16 protein-coding genes and 1 other RNA gene are annotated in these 17127 nt (G+C 54.4%); 1 reads left to right on the top strand and 16 read right to left on the bottom strand.

Going from position 1 to position 17127, the window contains the following annotated elements; genetic code table 11:
- Positions 1 to 65: 65 nt before the first annotated feature.
- The gene (locus tag LBW89_RS08275; RefSeq protein ID WP_148451566.1) at positions 66 to 1946 is read left to right on the top strand and encodes a S8 family peptidase; all 1881 of its coding nucleotides are present in this window, start codon (positions 66 to 68) and stop codon (positions 1944 to 1946) included.
- Between the two features lie 79 nt (positions 1947 to 2025).
- Here LBW89_RS08275 and rnpB read toward each other — a convergent pair.
- From rnpB to LBW89_RS08195, 16 genes are all read right to left on the bottom strand, one after another.
- Positions 2026 to 2430: RNase P RNA component class A (gene rnpB, locus LBW89_RS08270), an RNA gene on the bottom strand.
- Between the two features lie 63 nt (positions 2431 to 2493).
- Complete coding sequence (locus tag LBW89_RS08265; RefSeq protein WP_148451565.1) at positions 2494 to 3609, bottom strand: Nif3-like dinuclear metal center hexameric protein; 1116 nt, start codon at positions 3607 to 3609, stop codon at positions 2494 to 2496.
- Positions 3585 to 4346: a tRNA (adenine(22)-N(1))-methyltransferase gene (locus LBW89_RS08260; RefSeq protein WP_148451564.1), complete on the bottom strand. Its 762-nt coding sequence runs from the start codon at positions 4344 to 4346 to the stop codon at positions 3585 to 3587. Before LBW89_RS08260 ends, LBW89_RS08265 begins: the two co-directional genes overlap by 25 nt.
- Before the next feature lie 201 nt (positions 4347 to 4547).
- Positions 4548 to 5681: an RNA polymerase sigma factor RpoD gene (gene rpoD / locus LBW89_RS08255; RefSeq protein ID WP_148451563.1), complete on the bottom strand. Its 1134-nt coding sequence runs from the start codon at positions 5679 to 5681 to the stop codon at positions 4548 to 4550.
- A 42-nt stretch (positions 5682 to 5723) separates the two neighbouring features.
- A complete protein-coding gene (gene dnaG / locus LBW89_RS08250) occupies positions 5724 to 7547 on the bottom strand; it encodes a DNA primase (protein ID WP_148451562.1) in 1824 nt (607 codons plus the stop codon).
- Positions 7548 to 7595: 48 nt separating this feature from the next.
- Positions 7596 to 8051 (bottom strand): YaiI/YqxD family protein, encoded by a 456-nt coding sequence (locus tag LBW89_RS08245; protein ID WP_148451561.1) that lies wholly within the window; start codon positions 8049 to 8051, stop codon positions 7596 to 7598.
- 27 nt (positions 8052 to 8078) lie between these two features.
- Positions 8079 to 10157, bottom strand: a complete 2079-nt coding sequence (gene glyS / locus LBW89_RS08240) for a glycine--tRNA ligase subunit beta (protein WP_225038942.1) — start codon at positions 10155 to 10157, stop codon at positions 8079 to 8081.
- Complete coding sequence (gene glyQ / locus LBW89_RS08235) at positions 10150 to 11037, bottom strand: glycine--tRNA ligase subunit alpha (RefSeq protein WP_148451559.1); 888 nt, start codon at positions 11035 to 11037, stop codon at positions 10150 to 10152. Before glyQ ends, glyS begins: the two co-directional genes overlap by 8 nt.
- 14 nt (positions 11038 to 11051) lie before the next feature.
- Positions 11052 to 11312, bottom strand: a complete 261-nt coding sequence (locus LBW89_RS08230; protein ID WP_148451558.1) for a hypothetical protein — start codon at positions 11310 to 11312, stop codon at positions 11052 to 11054.
- Between the two features lie 96 nt (positions 11313 to 11408).
- A complete protein-coding gene (gene recO, locus LBW89_RS08225) occupies positions 11409 to 12158 on the bottom strand; it encodes a DNA repair protein RecO (RefSeq protein WP_148451557.1) in 750 nt (249 codons plus the stop codon).
- Between the two features lie 70 nt (positions 12159 to 12228).
- On the bottom strand, positions 12229 to 12375 hold the full coding sequence (locus LBW89_RS08220; protein ID WP_148451556.1) for a YqzL family protein: 147 nt from the start codon (positions 12373 to 12375) through the stop codon (positions 12229 to 12231).
- 115 nt (positions 12376 to 12490) lie between these two features.
- Positions 12491 to 13393, bottom strand: coding sequence for a GTPase Era (gene era / locus LBW89_RS08215; protein ID WP_148451555.1), 903 nt, complete (start codon positions 13391 to 13393; stop codon positions 12491 to 12493).
- A gap of 31 nt (positions 13394 to 13424) precedes the next feature.
- Positions 13425 to 13832: a cytidine deaminase gene (locus tag LBW89_RS08210; RefSeq protein WP_263639080.1), complete on the bottom strand. Its 408-nt coding sequence runs from the start codon at positions 13830 to 13832 to the stop codon at positions 13425 to 13427.
- A 51-nt stretch (positions 13833 to 13883) separates the two neighbouring features.
- Positions 13884 to 14261 (bottom strand): diacylglycerol kinase, encoded by a 378-nt coding sequence (locus LBW89_RS08205; protein ID WP_225038940.1) that lies wholly within the window; start codon positions 14259 to 14261, stop codon positions 13884 to 13886.
- Entirely contained in the window at positions 14261 to 14758 is a 498-nt protein-coding gene (ybeY, locus tag LBW89_RS08200) for an rRNA maturation RNase YbeY (RefSeq protein ID WP_148451552.1), read from the bottom strand. The genes LBW89_RS08205 and ybeY overlap by 1 nt, the downstream gene beginning before the upstream one ends.
- A complete protein-coding gene (locus LBW89_RS08195; RefSeq protein ID WP_148451551.1) occupies positions 14730 to 17021 on the bottom strand; it encodes an HD family phosphohydrolase in 2292 nt (763 codons plus the stop codon). The genes ybeY and LBW89_RS08195 overlap by 29 nt, the downstream gene beginning before the upstream one ends.
- Positions 17022 to 17127 lie beyond the last annotated feature (106 nt).

The following is a 17127-nucleotide window of genomic DNA, read 5'->3' as shown; positions in this document are numbered from 1 at the left end:
AAACACCCGGTTTTACCTCATTCTAATCCATAACAACGATGACGCCTACAAAGGAGGAACTTCTGATGAAATGGCAGCGATGGGCCGCTCTGGCTTTGGCGGGTGTAGCGGCCGTTGCCCTCTATAATCTGATTCCGGACACCTCTTCGCCCGTCCCCCCGCCCTCCGGGAAAGGAACTCCGGTGAAGGCGGCCGAGGAACACAAGCTAAAGAAAATGATGCTGCATCGCGACATGACGACAACGGAAAAATTGGCCCGACTGGATGCGAAACGGCATCTGAAGAGCATGGCGGAACAGTGGTCGGCCGTTTCCCAATCGAGCCGCATGCAGACCGCCCGGACCCTCCAACAAGACCATTTGCAGTTTCTCTCTCTCCGTTGGCGGTCGGGCGAACAGGAACAGGAAATGCGCGGCAAATCCTTCCGTCCGGGAAAACAAGACTTAAAGCAGATCGACGGATATCTGGGCTTCGCCCGTAAAGCGCTGCAAAAAGGCCGGGCTTACGAATCTCCCGCCTTCCCAAGCGGGAATCCCAAATATTTCGTCCTTGCCGAGCCTTCCGGAAAAACGGGGGAAGGGATTATCGCGGTAATGGACACGGGGATATTGCGTCGGGTGCAGGAACATCAGAACAAAAACCTGCGTTTGATTCCGTATCCGAAAGAAGGAAAATACAAGGTCGAATCCGTACATGCCGACAACTTGCGGGACATCACCGTAAAAACCGGTCACGATAACGAGAAAGCAAGCCATTATTACGAAAATGAAATCGTTGTGACGTTCGGGGAGACCCCTTCCGCACGGGACTTGAAAAAAATGCATGCCGACCTCCACTGCAAACCGGCACGGAACATCGGACGAACCTATATTTTTCGCTCCGAAACGATGAATGCGCAGCAGCTGCGAGACTATTTTCATAAACATTGGAAACCGAATTATGTGGAACCCCATTACCTGTACATGACGAATGAAAAAGGGACCGGCTTTGCGGATGAACAGTCTCCGGAAATCCCCAACGACCTGTTGTTTTCGGACTACCAATGGAACCTGCCCATCATCGAGACCAATCGGGGCTGGACACTGTCCAAGGGCAGCAACGACGTGATCGTCGGAGTAGTCGACACGGGCGTGGATCTGAAACATCCCGACCTTAAAGGTCGTCTGCTGGAAGGCTATAACGTCATCGCGCCGGACCAAGCGCCTTCGGACGATGTCGGACACGGAACCCACGTGTCGGGGATCATCTCCGCCAACGTGAACAACAACGAAGGGATCGCCGGCATGATGTGGGGAGGCAAAATACTCCCGGTGAAAGCCTTGGACAGCACCGGTTCCGGGACGACTTATTCCGTGGCGCAAGGGATTATTTGGGCCACGGATCACGGAGCGAAGGTGATTAATATGAGTCTTGGCAATTATGCCGACTCCCAGTTTCTTCATGAAGCGATTAAGTACGCCTTCGACCGGGATGTCGTCCTGATCGCGGCGACCGGGAACGATAACACGGAGCGTCCGGGGTATCCCGCCGCCTATCCGGAAGTGCTGTCCGTCTCGGCCACCGACTATCGGCAGCAGCGCGCCTCCTTCTCCAATTACGGCGACTACGTGGACGTGATGGCCCCGGGCGAAAGCATCGCCAGCACGTACCCCGACAACCAATACGCCGCCCTGTCCGGCACCTCCATGGCCAGCCCGCACGTATCGGCGCTGGCGGCTCTGATCCGCTCGATCAACCCGGAGCTGAAGAACACCGAGGTGATGGATATAATCCGCAGCAATGTCATCGATCTCGGGGATCCCGGGCACGACAAATACTTCGGATACGGACAGATCGATGTCTTCGCGGCGTTGGAGGCGGCGGGAGGCGGAAATGACGCCCCTCTGCAGTTCTGGCCGCAGTCGATGCAGCGTAAGGTGGACAACATTCTCAAACAAGGCAAGTAACAGAAAAGAGGCTGCCCTGAGCATATTTGCTCGGGACAGCCTCTTTGAACAATTGTAAAGGAAAAAACAAGGTTGCAGTGATGAAAGTTTGCCGTAAGCCGGGTTCTGTACTCTTTGCGGTAAAACGGGAACTACCCTCCCGCGTTGAGCGACAATCATCTATCTAGGCCGCACATTACTGGGCGGCTCCAGCGACCAACCCGGACGCGCCTCGGGCTAAGGCTGCTTCAGCAAAGAAGCTGCGTCCCATTAGGTCTTGCTCCAGGTGGGGTTTACCAGGAACGAAGTCACCAGCGTTCCTCGGGGTCTCTTACACCTCGGTTCCATCCTTGCCTGTGCACGCTTTGCAGCGGCCATCGGCGGTCCGTTTCTGTGGCACTATCCTTCGGCTCGCGCCGACTGGACGTTATCCAGCACCCTGCCCTATGGAGCCCGGACTTTCCTCCCGCGGCTTAAAGCCGCCGGCGATTGTCTGTCAAACTTTCGAAGGCAACACTTGATAGTATACAGGGAATGGAGCGGAATCACAAGTATGAAACGGCAGGAACTAAAGGAAAATAAAAGGCTCCGTTTCGACTTCGGACGCATGCACCGCCGTAGTGTATTTCTGCTCCGCAAGTTTTTCGCGCAGCCAGGAGGCGACCTTGGACTTCATGATTTTCTCCGCGTTATGCCCCGGGTCGATCAACGTCATACCGGCCATTTCCGCGTCCTGTGCCGTATGATAGTCGATATCCCCCGTGACGAGCACATCCGCTCCCCGGAACATCGCCGCCTTCCAATACCGTCCGCCCGAGCCGCCAAGCACCGCCGCTTTTTTGATCTGGCGGCTTAGATCGCCAACGACACGAACCTTCGGCACGTTCAGGTTCTCCTTCACCCGCTGCACAAATTGCTCCAACGTGACGGGCGTATCCAACGGACCGACTCTTCCGAGCCCGAAGGTCCGGCCTTTGAGATCCATCGGATATAAATCGTAAGCCACCTCTTCATAGGGATGGCTTTTGAGCATGGCCTGGATTACTTTGTTCCGGATGCTCTGCGGCACTATGGTTTCGATGCGGATTTCTTCCGCTCTCTCCATCTTTCCCTGCTCTCCGATATAAGGATCGGTCCCCTCGCCGGGCACGAAAGTGCCGTAACCTTCAATGTTAAAGCTGCAGTGGCTGTAATTGCCGATCGCCCCCGCTCCGGCGTTCAGGACGGCATCCAATACCCGTTTGTGGTGATCCTTCGGCACGAAAACGACGAGCTTGTACAAATGGTCGGTATGAATGTCCTCCACGGAGCCGCTGCTCCGGATCCCTAACGCTTCCGCCATCCAGTCGTTCATTCCGCCTTCAGTTACATCCAGATTGGTATGGGCTACGTAGACGGCAATGTCGTTTTTAATCAGCTTCTCGTAGACTTTCCCCATCGGCGTGTCGCTTTGCAGATTGGCGAGCGGACGGTAAATGATCGCATGATGGGCGATGATCAGATTGGCCCCTAGCCGGATCGCTTCATCCACCACCGCTTCATTTACGTCCAGCGCGGTGAGCACGCCGGTAATATCCTTCTGCAGACTCCCAAGCTGCAGACCGATTTTATCGCCCTCCATGGCGACATGTTTAGGAGCAAGCTGCTCCATGATCTGGATTACGGTTTGACCTTTGGCAAGCATGTCACGACCTCCTTAAGCTGATGAATCCGGCTTGTCAATTCCTCTGCTTTTTCCCGCGCCGACTCTTGTTTGGAAGCGGCGACGGACTTCCGTATCTTTTCGAGCTTGGCGATTTCCGAACGCCATTTGGCTTCCCATACTTCCTCTGGCGCCATGGTCAACCGAGGTCCCATTAACAGTTGAAGCTCTTCAGTGAGCGGTACGGAGCAGCCGGGAATAGTACGTTCCCGGTATAATGCTTCGTTTAGCTCGTTCGCATCCTCCGCATGCTCTGCCGTAAGGATTTCATAAACCTTTCCGTCTTCCTCCAGTATGGCTTCGTCGGTCAAATACCAGCCGTTCTGCACGAGCCACCGCCGAACGAGATCCTCCCCGACGTTCGGCTGGAGCACCAAGCGCGTGACCCCTGCCAACTTTTCCTTTCCCTGCGAGAGGATCGTAGCGATCAGCGCCCCGCCCATCCCGGCGATCGTAATGCAATCGACCTCGCCCGGCGCGATCACGGCCAGGCCGTCGCCTTTTCTCACAGAAATGCGCCCGGTTTCCCCGGCCTCGGCTACCTGTCGCCGGGCCGCATCGAGCGGACCCTCATTGACCTCTCCGGCTATGGCTGATAAGGCGATGCCGTTTTGCACGGCGTATACGGGCAGCAGAGCATGATCCGAGCCGATATCCGCCATCCTGCACCCGGCAGGGAGCCGATCGGCGATATGTTGTAATCTGGCCGAAAGTTTCATGAAGAAGCCTCCACATCCTTTTACCCTTTTTTGTGAACCGTCAGCTCCGGTCCGCCGCCCCGCTTGATTTGCAATGACACCGGAAAAGAGCTAAAATAAATAACAATAAATCATAAAGAAGGAAATAATTCCCGATCTCCGGTGCGCTCCGGCACCGAAAAAAAAGACCTTGCTGCTGGCTGCAGAAGGTCGGTTCCACGCTTATTCGAGAAAATCCTTCAGCCGTTTGCTGCGGCTCGGATGGCGCAATTTGCGGAGCGCTTTGGCTTCGATCTGGCGAATTCTTTCCCGCGTCACGCCGAATACTTTGCCTACTTCCTCCAGCGTTCTCGTGCGGCCGTCATCCAATCCGAAACGCAGGCGAAGCACATTCTCTTCCCGTTCGGTCAGCGTGTCAAGAACATCCTCCAATTGCTCCTTCAGAAGCTCGTATGCGGCGGCATCCGCCGGCGCCAAAGCTTCCTGGTCCTCAATAAAGTCGCCCAGATGGGAGTCGTCCTCTTCCCCGATCGGCGTTTCGAGCGACACCGGCTCTTGGGCAATCTTCATGATTTCCCGCACTTTCTCTACACTGAGATCCATCTCGGCGGCGATTTCTTCCGGTGTAGGTTCCCGCCCGAGTTCCTGCAGCAGTTGTCTCGATACGCGAATCAATTTGTTAATCGTTTCGACCATATGAACCGGAATCCGAATGGTTCTAGCCTGGTCGGCGATAGCCCGGGTAATGGCCTGGCGGATCCACCAGGTAGCGTAGGTACTGAACTTAAAGCCTTTTCTGTAGTCGAACTTCTCTACGGCTTTAATCAGACCCATATTCCCTTCCTGAATCAGGTCGAGGAACAACATGCCCCGGCCCACATAACGTTTGGCGATACTGACGACGAGCCGCAGGTTGGCCTCGGCCAGACGCCGTTTGGCCTCTTCATCGCCGTTCTCGATTCGCTTGGCCAACTCCAGTTCATCGTCCCCGGTTAGCAGGGGAACCCGGCCGATTTCCTTAAGATACATCCGTACCGGATCGTTGATTTTAATGCCGGGAGGCAATGTCAAATCGTCTTCAAAACCGAATTCGTCCCTGCTGGAATCCCGGCCTTCTTCATCGTGGCTCCGGTTGGTCAACTCCTCGTCGCTGTCGCCGGTAATGTCGATGCCCAAGTCCGCCAAATGTTCAAAAAACTCGTCCATTTGCTCCGGATCCTGTTCGAAGGGTGAGAGCTTCTCCATGATTTCTTTATACGTTAACGAAGACCTCTTTTTTCCTTGTTCAATCAGACGGTCCTTGACCTGATCGAGAGTTAGTTCCGTTTCTAGTTCAGTATGTTGATCATTCGTCATTCCTGGCTCCCTCCTCCCTAGAAACATCGAAAGTCCTTCCTTTTACTGTCTCTCTAGGGCTATAATCTCACTTGCAATTTGGGCCGCACGCAAAAAATCGCCGGCTTTCTCGGCCGCAACCATTTCTTCTTTTTTGCGCTTGATTTGTTGCTGGAGAGGTACTTTTTGAATCTCTCTTATACAATCATCGAGCTCCTGCGTGCTCCATTCCTGAGGCGTCTCCATCATGGCGATGGAAATGACGGTCTGCTCCAGCCGTTCATCCTGCAGCGATGAAATGAACCTGCTCGCATCCGGGGCTTTCCCCTGTGCATAATAGGCGTATAGATAAGCAGCGATCGCCGCATGATCTTCGATATTAAAATGGTCCCCGAGCCGTTCCCCGACATAACGGGCAACCTCGTCATCCTGAAGCATAAAGGAAAGCAGCCTTCGTTCCGCAACATGATAAGCGGGCAATAAAACCGGCATCGATGCCTGCCCCTTTTTATGCCTACCATTATTCCACCTTTTGGTCTTATTATCCCCGGGCGGGTTCTTTTTTTGCATCGCTTGGCGTAATTCGTTGCATTCCTGCTTCAAGCTGTCGAAGGAAACCTGTAGATCGGAGGACAATTCCTTTAAGTAAATCTCCCGCTCCGTAGGCGACGACAGAGGTGCGATCACTTCCAGCGCTTCCTTGATGTAGGCCACCTTTCCGTCTTCCTCTAGCAGTATATGGTTTTTTTTCAGATATATAAGCTTAAATTTGACGGATGAAACAGCCCCGTCCAGGATCCGATGCCTGAAACGCTCGCCGCCGTATTTCCGGATAAATTCGTCCGGATCCAGACCTTCGGGCAATAGGGCGATCTTCGTCATAAAGCCGATCGCTTCCAATATCGGGATGCTCTTCAAAGCCGCGGCTTGTCCGGCATTGTCCCCGTCATAGCACACGATCACCTCATCGGCCAGCCCCCTCATCATCGAGGCATGGCTCTCGGTCAAGGCCGTCCCCATCGTGGCTACCCCGTTGTGAACTCCCGCCTCCCAAGCGCTGATTACATCCCCGTATCCCTCAAAAAGAACAAATTGCCGGGTCTTCCGGATCTCCGACTTGGCCTGATGCAGATTGTACAGGGTCCTGCTTTTGCTGAACAATTTGCTTTCCGGGGAATTCAAGTACTTGGGTTGACCTTCCCCCAGAACACGCCCCGCGAAGCCGATCACTTTGCCGTTCCGATTATGCAGCGGAAAAATGATACGATCCCGAAAACGGTCGACGTAGCCGCTTCTGTCCTGCTTGGCGGAAATCAGACCGCCCTTCTCCATCGTTCCCAGATCAAAAGAACGCTTCTCCAAAAATTGAACCAGCGTATCCCAGCGCGCCGGCGCATAACCGATTTGGAACGTGTCGATGGCTTTGTCCGTAAAACCGCGATTCTTCAAGTACTCCATGGCGGGCTTTCCGTGCTCGGTATTCATCAGCAGAAAATGGTACAGCTTGGAGCTCCACTCATTGGCTTGCAGCTGTTGTTCCAGTTCAAGATTTCTAGGTGCCGCTCCTTGGCCTCCGCCCCCGAACTCAAACGGGATATGGGCTTCCTCGGCCATCATCCGGACTGCCTCCGGGAAGGTTAGACCTTCGATCTCCATACGGAACTTGATCGCGTTGCCGCCTTTGCCGCAGCCGTAACAATGAAAAATTTGTCGGTCGGGCGTCACCGTAAAGGAAGGGGTCTTCTCGGAGTGGAACGGACAGAGCCCCTTCATATATTTGCCCTGTTTAGTCAGATGAACGTGCTTGCCGACCGTATCGACGATATCGTGCTGCCGTAAGACCGCCTCGATGACTTCCTCCGGGATTGTGCCTCGTCCGGTATTCATCCAAACCACCTTCATCTTTCATAACACGTAAATAGTTATTCGCTAAAATTACCTATTCTCCTGCAAATCTCGCAAAAGTTTTAACAATACCTCGGTAAAATGAGTCCGGTCCTCATCGGTAAAAGGCTTCGGGCCTTTGGAATGGCGGCCTCCGCGCCGGGCCTTGGCCTGATAATGACGGCGTTCCAGCAAATAATCAATATTCCCCGGGTGATAAATATCGCCCCGGGGAGACATGGTTTTGCAAGATTTGGCAAGGGCCAGCGCGGCCAGACCATAGTCCTGCGTTACGACGATATCGCCGCTTGCAATATGATTGGCAATGTACAGATCGGCGCTTTGCTGGCTTCGGTCCACCTGGACGACCTCCACGCCTTCGCTTTCGCGAAGCACATGATCGTATGAAGATACCATGAGTACCTTGATGCCGAAGCGCCGCGCCGTTTCCGAAATTTCCGCTTTTACGGGACAGGAGTCTCCGTCAACGACGATGCGTGTATGCATGGACTCCCGCCCCCTTCCTTCCATCTATTATGCCCAAACCAGCTTGCCGAAATCGGCGAAAGCCCTGAGATCCTCATCGATCGCGGCGAGCAGCGCCAGCCGGTTGGTCCGGATATCCTCATTTTCCGCCATAACCATGACCGCATCAAAAAACACGGTGATGACTTCCTTCAATTCACCCAGCTTCCGCAGCGCTTCCACGGTGTTGCGTTCAGCGAGCAGATCGCGGTATTCGCCGCTCACGCTGCGCCATGTGTCGTACAGGCTTTTCTCCGCCGGATCCTCAAGCAGATCGGAGCGGACTTTTACGGCCGACGCCTTGGCGGCCAGATTGCTGACGCGGCCGAACGATTCCACCGTCGTTTTGAAATCCTCCTGCCCGTTAACGGCGTCCATTAGAGCGGCCCCGCGCGATACGACGGATACTACATCCTCATATCCGGCCGCCATGACGGCGTCCACCACATCGTAGCGCAAGCTGTCGGACAAGGTTTTTCTGACGCGCAGCCCGAAAAACTCCATCAGGTCCTTCATGATCTCATCGCCCGAGCGTTTAAGCTCATGGAATTGCTGATGTGTTTCGAGAGCGATGACGAACAGGTCCGTCAGGCGGAGCGACAGCTTGTGCTCCAATATAATCTGCACGATGCCCGCAGCCTGGCGGCGCAAACCGTACGGGTCCTGCGAGCCTGTCGGAATAATGCCGATCGAGAAGCATCCGGCGATCGTGTCGATTTTGTCGGCAATGCTGACGATGCTTCCCACGGTCGATGCCGGCACGGCGTCTCCCGAGAAGCGCGGTTGGTAATGTTCGAAGATGCCTTTGGCGACCGCCTCCGGCTCCCCGGCTTTGCGGGCGTAATCTTCGCCCATAACCCCTTGCAATTCCGGGAACTCGTAGACCATTTGCGTAACAAGGTCGAATTTGCAAATTTCCGCCGTGCGGTTGACCGCCTCCGCCTCGCCCGTATCGACGCCGAGCATGGAAGAGAGCTTCTCCGCGTTGCGGCGGATACGGCGGACCTTGTCGCCGACAGTCCCCAGCTCTTCGTGGAACACGATGCTCTCGAGCTTCGACAGCGCGTCCTTAATCGCCAGCTTTTGATCCTCTTCATAGAAAAACTTCGCGTCGGACAATCTGGCGCGCAGCACCTTCTCATTCCCCCGCGCGATGATATCTAGAGAGCGAGCGTCTCCGTTACGAACCGTGACGAAGAATGACAGCAGCTCCCCTTGGTCGTTCAAGACAGGGAAATAGCGCTGATGCTCGCGCATGGAGGTAATCAAAACCTCCTGCGGGATTTGGAGGAAGGACTCCTCGAACTTGCCGAACAACACGGTCGGCGTTTCCACGAGGAACAGCACCTCTTCCAGCAGGTCGTCCTTCACGGCGATATTCCAGCCCTTTTCTTCCGCCAAGGCTTTGATCTGGCGTTTGATCATCTCTTCCCGTTCATTGACGTCGGCGATGACGTGCTGCCCACGCAGGGTTTCCAAATAAGCGGACGGCTCCCCGATCACAGTCTCCTGTCCCAGGAAACGGTGGCCGCGCGTTACGTTGCCGGCTTTAACCCCGGCGATTTCAAGCTCGACGATTTCCTGGCCGAACAAGGCCACCATCCAGCGGATCGGACGGACGAATTTGAAATCATGATTTCCCCAGCGCATATTTTTCGGAAAATTCATCGCCTGAAGAATCCCTTGCAGCCCTTCGGCCACAATCGTTTTCGTTTCCACCCCTGCCCGGCTCTTGCTGACATAGATATATTCCGTCCCGCCGAGTTCCTTAAACGTGAATTGCTCGGGATCTACGCCTTGACTGCGGGCAAAACCGAGCGCCGCTTTACTCCAAGCGCCGTTCTCGTCCAAAGCGATTTTCCGGGAAGGCCCCTTCACCTCTTCATGGACGTCTTCCTGTTTCTCCGCTACCCCTTTGACAAGCACCGCCAAACGGCGTGGCGTGGCGTAACTCTCGATGGAGTCGTAAGGAATCACGGATTCCTCCAGCCATTTCTCCATCCGTTCCTTCAGTTGTTCCATGGCCGCGCGAATAAAGCGGGCCGGCATTTCTTCCAAGCCGATTTCGAACAAAAGATCCTTAGCCACGGACAACGCCCCCTTTCTGCAGCATCGGGAATCCGAGCTTTTCGCGTTCTTCCAGGTAGGTTGCCGCTACCTGACGGGCGAGATTGCGCACCCGTGTTATATACCCCGTCCGTTCCGTCACGCTGATCGCTCCGCGGGCATCCAACAGGTTGAAGGTGTGGGAGCATTTCAGGACATAATCATAGGCCGGGAAAACGAGATGCTGTTCCATCGCTTTGTTCGCTTCCTGCTCGTACATGTTGAACAAGGTGAACAGCATTTTCACATCGGAAATTTCGAACGTGTACTTCGAATGCTCATATTCGGCTTGTTTGAAAACATCACCATAGCTGGTCCCGTCCACCCATTCCAGATCAAAGACATTTTCCTTGTCCTGGATATAAGAAGCGAGACGCTCCATCCCGTACGTAATTTCCACGGCGACCGGATTCGTTTCGATCCCCCCGACTTGTTGGAAATACGTAAACTGCGTAATCTCCATGCCGTCGAGCCAAACTTCCCAGCCAAGTCCCCAAGCTCCAAGGCCCGGATGCTCCCAGTTGTCTTCCACGAAGCGAATATCGTGCTCCAGCGGATTGATCCCCAGCCGGTTCAAGCTCTCCAGGTATATTTCTTGAATATTGTCCGGCGAAGGCTTCAGGATGACCTGAAACTGGTGATGCTGGTACAGCCGGTTCGGGTTCTCCCCGTAGCGGCCGTCCGCCGGGCGGCGGGAAGGTTCGACGTAAGCTACGTTCCACGGCTCCGGTCCGATGGAGCGGAGGAAGGTCATCGGATTCAGCGTGCCCGCGCCCTTTTCCACATCGTACGGTTGTACGACGATGCAGTTTTGTTCCGACCAGAACTGCTGCAGGGTCAAGATCATTTGTTGAAAATTCATGAACCACAACTCCTTTACACTTGGTATGCCAAATTCAGCGGGAAGAACCGGGACGCAAAAAAAGCCCCCGTCTCTACGCCTGCTGTCAGACGTAGGGACGAGAGCTTGCTCCCGCGGTTCCACCCTACTTGATTTGCGGGGGCATCCAGGATAACATGCCGCACCTCAAATCCGCTTTTCACGTACGTTGGCTCATGCTCCCGGGGCGCCGTTTCATGAGTCCTTCCGTCCGGGCTTGCACTGTCCCCGGCTCGCTGCAGCGGTGTCGTTCCCATTACTTTTCCCGTTCAACACATGAGTTCCCCCATAAACCATTTTACCTGAATCACGGGGGAAATTCTCATTTATAATATATGATTTTACGAGCTTCGTCAAATCTCGTATTTGTCCAATTGGTCTAAAAATTGACGCGACTTAAGCCGAAGGCCGAGCTGCATGTCCATAAAATGGCGCATGACCGTTTTTAGCTCTTGTTTCGTCGCCTCTTTGACTTCGATGTTTCCGAGCCTTCTCAGATCCATCTTTTCAAACAGCGACAGCAGTTTAAATGTGCCCGGCGATATTTGCAGCGCCGCCGGGTCATGATGACGGCAGGAACGGCAAAGTTTGCCCCCCAGGCGCGGACTGACGACCAGAAGATCGTCGGTGCGGCCGCAGGAAATGCACGCCTCGAAGGACGGGCCGTAACCGGCCGCCTGCAGTATTTTCATCTCGAACAGATGGATCACGATTTGCGGATCTTTACCGGCCGACAATCCTTCAAGACACGCCTTTAGCTGGGTAAACCAGAAGCTCCCCACCTCTTCGTCCTGCAAGGTTTTGTCTAACAGCTCGCAAGCATAGGACGCATAGGCCGCCAGAAACAAGTCCTCGCGCAGCGCGGCGTGAGCATCGATCAACTCCCCGGCATTCAGCGTTCCGAGTCCGCCGTTCTGCCGGAAAAACACATATTCCCCGTAGGTGAACAGCTGCGTCATCGCCGCGTGCCGGCTTTTGATTTTTTTCGCCCCGCGGACCAAAACCCCGATCTTTCCGCTGGTTTCGGTGCACAACGTGATGATCTTGTTCCCTTCGCCGTAATCCATGCTGCGGATGACGATTCCTTCCACCCTGTATAGCATGTCTTTTCCCCCAAGCTCGACCTGTTTCAATACAGCGCTGTTCAAGAACCGTTGCCGGTTATGAACATCCTCAGAACTGTTCCGCCGTCTCCTCCTCGACGGTCAGTTCCTCCGCCGCCGCAACCTCTTCGTCGGGATTGCCGCTGGCTTCTTTATAAAGCAAGTAAGCATCGACATCTCCAGTCATCGCAAAATACTTCCACGAAAAATCTCGCATTCGTATTCATCCTTTCTTCGGAAATGACGCGTGCATCTTCAAAGAATAGGATGTGCGGGCGGAGGCGAACTATGCGTTGCAATAACTCCCAGTATAAAACAACTTGATTCGTCTTTTAAGCATCCCGGTGAAAACCGAGGTCCTTCAAGATCCGTTCCTGGTTGCGCCAATCTTTCTTGACTTTTACCCATAACTCCAGGAAAATCTTCGATCCGAGCAAATTTTCGATGTCCTGTCTGGCCAGCTTGCCGACCTCTTTTAGGAGGGAGCCCTGCTTGCCGATGATAATGCCTTTTTGCGAATCCCGTTCCACAAAGATCACCGCCGAAATGTAGACGACCCCATTCTCTTCCACTCTCATGTCTTCGATCGTCACGGCGATCGAGTGCGGAACCTCTTCCCGAGTCAGATGCAGGATTTTCTCACGAATGAGCTCGGCGCAGACGAACTGTTCGGGATGGTCGGTGACCTGGTCTTCGGGATAATATTGCGGACCCTCCGGCAAATACTTGCCGATTTGTTCGAGCAGGGTGTTCACGTTATTTCCCAGCTTGGCCGAAATCGGCACAATTTCCGCAAAATCATAAAGCTTGCGGTATTCTTCAATGATCGGTAGCAGTTCCTCCGGCTGGATGCGGTCTATTTTGTTCAGTACCAAAATAACCGGAGTGCGAACATCCTTCAGCCGTTCGATGATGAACCGGTCTCCGCCGCCCAATCCTTCCGCGGTATCGACCAGGAATAAAACGGCCTCGACTTCGCCGAGCGTGTTGAGCGCCGTTGTGTTCATATAATCGCCGAGTTTGGACTGCCGTTTATGGATTCCCGGGGTATCCAGAAAAACGACCTGCATTTCCTCGGACGTATATACGCCGTGTATTTTGTTTCGCGTCGTTTGCGGCTTGTCCGACATGATTGCGATTTTCTGACCGATAATCTGATTCATGAGCGTGGACTTTCCGACATTCGGCCGGCCTACGATCGCGACAAATCCGGATTTGAATTTATTTTTCGCCATGATGTTAGTCCTTTCCGTTTATTCGCCAGGATTACAGATCCGACGAGCTGAAGTAGAAGGGCAGCAGCTCGGCTACGGTCGTCTCGCGGATCGCTCCCTTAAGGTTTCCAAGGATGACCGGCATATCCGGTCCGCACAGCTCCAGCATCACCTGACGGCATACGCCGCAAGGGGCGATCGGTTCGTCGGTGTCGCCAACGATAGCCATCGCCCGAAACGTCCCGGGCTTTAGCCCGTCGGCGACAGCCCGGAACATCGCGGTCCGCTCCGCGCAATTGGTCGGCGCATAGGCGGCGTTCTCTATGTTGCAGCCGTGGTGGACATGTCCGTTCTCATCCAGCAGAGCGGCCCCGACCCCAAACCCCGAATAGGGGATGTAAGCTTTTGTACGTGCTTTTATCGCTTCCTGAAGCAGTTCACTATGAGTCATTGATTTCATCTCCTTATCTTGAAGCGTTCCAGGGACCCAGAGCAGTATAGGCAGTATCGCTTACGACACCCACCCGAAGGCTCTGCCGACCGGTTCATAGAACAGTAAAATCCCGATGAAGACGGCAAAAGCCGCGGCGACCAAAACCGCTCCGGCCGCGGCATCCTTGGCCAACTTGGCCAATCGATGCCATTCCGGAGCCGCCAGATCCACTGCAACTTCGATTGCGGTATTGATCATTTCCGCCGTGATGACCAGGGCTATGACCAGAAGCAGAACCGCCACATCCCTTGCCGGCAGGTGAAAGTACAACGCGGCAAGGATCACGACAATGGCTGCCGCCGTATGGAACCGCAGGTTACGCTCCGTCTTCAGAGAAGCGAGAACGCCATCCCAAGCGTTTCGGAAGGCGTCCCGCCATGTTCGCCGCAGCTTCATTACCGAACGAGCCCGACCTGAGCCAGCGCGGCTTCCTGTTTATCCATCATAACCTTCTCGCTCGCCGTATCCTGGTGGTCGTAGCCGAGCAGATGGAGAAAACCGTGCACGACCAGAAACCCGATTTCCCGCTCCAGCGAGTGGCCGTACTCCTCGCTTTGCGCTTGGGCGCGCTCCACCGAAATAACAATATCGCCGAGCACGTCCGCCAATTCGTCCAGTTCCTCCCCCTCTTCAAGCTCGTAAACGATGTCCAGCTCTTCTTCCAGCGATTCGTTCATAGCGAAGGATAGGACATCCGTCGGGCGGTCAATACCGCGGTACTCGCGGTTCAATTCATGAATGGCTTCATCGTTCACAAAGGTGAGCGCGACTTCGCCTTCCGAAATTCCCTCTGCTTCTCCGGCCTTCTGCAGCAGCCGGTCGAGCAGTCCGATCAGCTCGTCGCCGATCTCGAGTACATCCTGTTCATTGTTCCAAACCAGATTGAGCGCCATTGGCTTCCATCCCCCTGTCCTTCTCGTCATTTCCTTTGGTCTTCTTGATCTGCTCCGGGTATTCGATCCGGGAATGGAAGATCCCCATCACCGTCTCTTTCAACGTCTGGGCGATCAGATCAAGCTCGCGCATCGTCAGGTCGCACTCGTTAAACTGATGGTCGTCGAGCCGGCTTTTGATAATTTTCTCAATCATCGTCTCAACCTGTTCCACCGTCGGTTTACGAAGCGAGCGGACCGCCGCCTCCACGCTGTCCGCAATACCGACGACCGCCGCCTCTTTCGATTGGGCCTTCGGACCGGGATACCGGAAATCATCCTCGGTGAAATCCGGCTCGACGCCCTGTTCTTCCGCCAAGGCCAGCGCCTTGTGGTAGAAATAATGCAGGAAGGTCGTACCGTGATGCTGCTCCGCTATGTCCCGGATCGGCTTCGGCAGTTTGTATTCTTTCTGCATCTCCACCCCGTCGCGGGCATGGGCTATAATAATCGATTTGCTGAGCTTAGGATCGATAAAATCATGCGGGTTCTCCATATTGTTCTGATTCTCGATAAAATAGCTGGGCCGCTTCGTCTTGCCGATATCGTGATAGTAGGATCCGACCCGGCATAGCAAGCCGTCCGCGCCGATCGCTTCGGCGGCGGCTTCGGCCAAATTTCCGACCATGACGCTGTGATGATAAGTCCCCGGCGTCTCCGTCAGCAGCTTGCGCAGCAGCGGATGGTTCGGGTTGGACAGTTCCACCAGCTTCAAGGCGGACAGTATGCCGAAGGTCACTTCAAAGAACGGCATCAGCCCGATGACGAGAATCGTCGTCAGCAGGCCGCCGACAATCGCGAACCCGATCGCGTACAGCGTGCTTGACTCCGTCCAGCCGTCATTATTCAGCAAAATCATGGTGAAAACCGCGGCCGATCCGAACAAACAGATCATGATGCCGGCTTTTAGCAGCGTGGAACGCTGGCTGGCCCGGTGGATCGCAAAGATCGACGCAAATGATATAACAAGCGCGAAAAAGCCGAATTCAAAATCAAAAATCTGTCCTTGGTGCACGTTGAGAATCACGCTGGCCAGGATGCTGAACAGAATCGAGCAGATGTAAGCCAAGGACAGATCGATCAACAGCGTGATCAGCATGGCTCCCGTCGCCACCGGGGCGAGATACCCGATATAGGCGCGCTGCTCGTTTTGAACAATCGCGGTAATGTGCATGGATACGATCGTAATCAGCACGATCATAAGCAGCATGACAAACTGCGAGTTGTTATATTTGAAGCGGCTTACGCCTTCCGATTGCCGCATAAACATGATCAACCCGATCGTCATCAGCGTCGACAGCAGCACAAGTCCGAATTGGGGCCAATAGTTGACCTCATCCTTTAACAATCCGTTTTTTTCAAGCAGCGCGTACATTTCTTCGGTAATTTTCTCGCCTTTTTTTACAAGCACGTCGCCCTGCTTAATATAAACGGTCGGCGTGTTCTCCCGGGCCTCCACCTTGGCGGCTTTCGTCGCTTCCTCGTCGTAGAACTTGTTGGCCGTGATAGATAAGCGAGCCAGTTCCTGCACGACCTCCCGGGAAATGCGTTTGCTGAGCGAGCTGGTGCTGACCATCTCGGCCACTTTGGCCCGAGCCGTTTGCGCATCCACGATTTGATCGGTCATGAGACGGGCCACGATGTCCGCGGCAACCGGCTTCATTTCATTAATATCCTCCGGCGTGAGCCGCGGGATCTTGATGAACGTCTCCTCGGAAATCTGGTACTGCTGCTCATCGACCTTCTGCGTCACTTCCTGAAACAGCGTCGGCGAATAGTTGTCCGAATTGCGGTTATTCATGATGAAATTTTGGATATGATCCTTCACGCGCTGCGGCAGTTCTTCCCGGTAAATATCGATCTTGTCCGCCGTCGCCACTTGATCGTCCTGGTTCAAACGAAAAATCCGGTCCAGAAGATTGGCGACCAGCGCCTCGTTGCGGAGCGGAATAATGGTGTAAACCTGCCCGACTTTTTCGGCCGCTTCCTCCTGGGCCTTTAATGTCGCTTTCGTATCCGGGATCTCCATAGGCGCCAAAATTTCCTTATCGCTTGGCATCCCCACGGCTATATCATAAGTTTCCGGCAAAAGTTTGGGAGCCATGCTTATATAAAGCATGGCTACGAGCACTACATACAGGACGTATCGGACCGACCCGCTGGTCCTCCATCCCGCTGTGGTGGAATTAAATTTATTTTTTCCTTGATCGCTCTTTGAAGTCATAAAGACAGCCCTCCTGAAAAATTTAAAGGCTTTGGTTTCCGGAATTCGGCACGGCCCGGGACTTCAGCGAAGAACTCCGGGCGCCTATCGGCAGCGATGCCGGCCG

Origin of the sequence: Paenibacillus sp. alder61 (assembly GCF_020179875.1) — a bacterium.
GTDB lineage: Bacteria > Bacillota > Bacilli > Paenibacillales > Paenibacillaceae > Fontibacillus > Fontibacillus faecis.
Note: the sequence above shows the minus strand (reverse complement) of the source record. Positions and strands in the feature narration are given on the sequence as shown.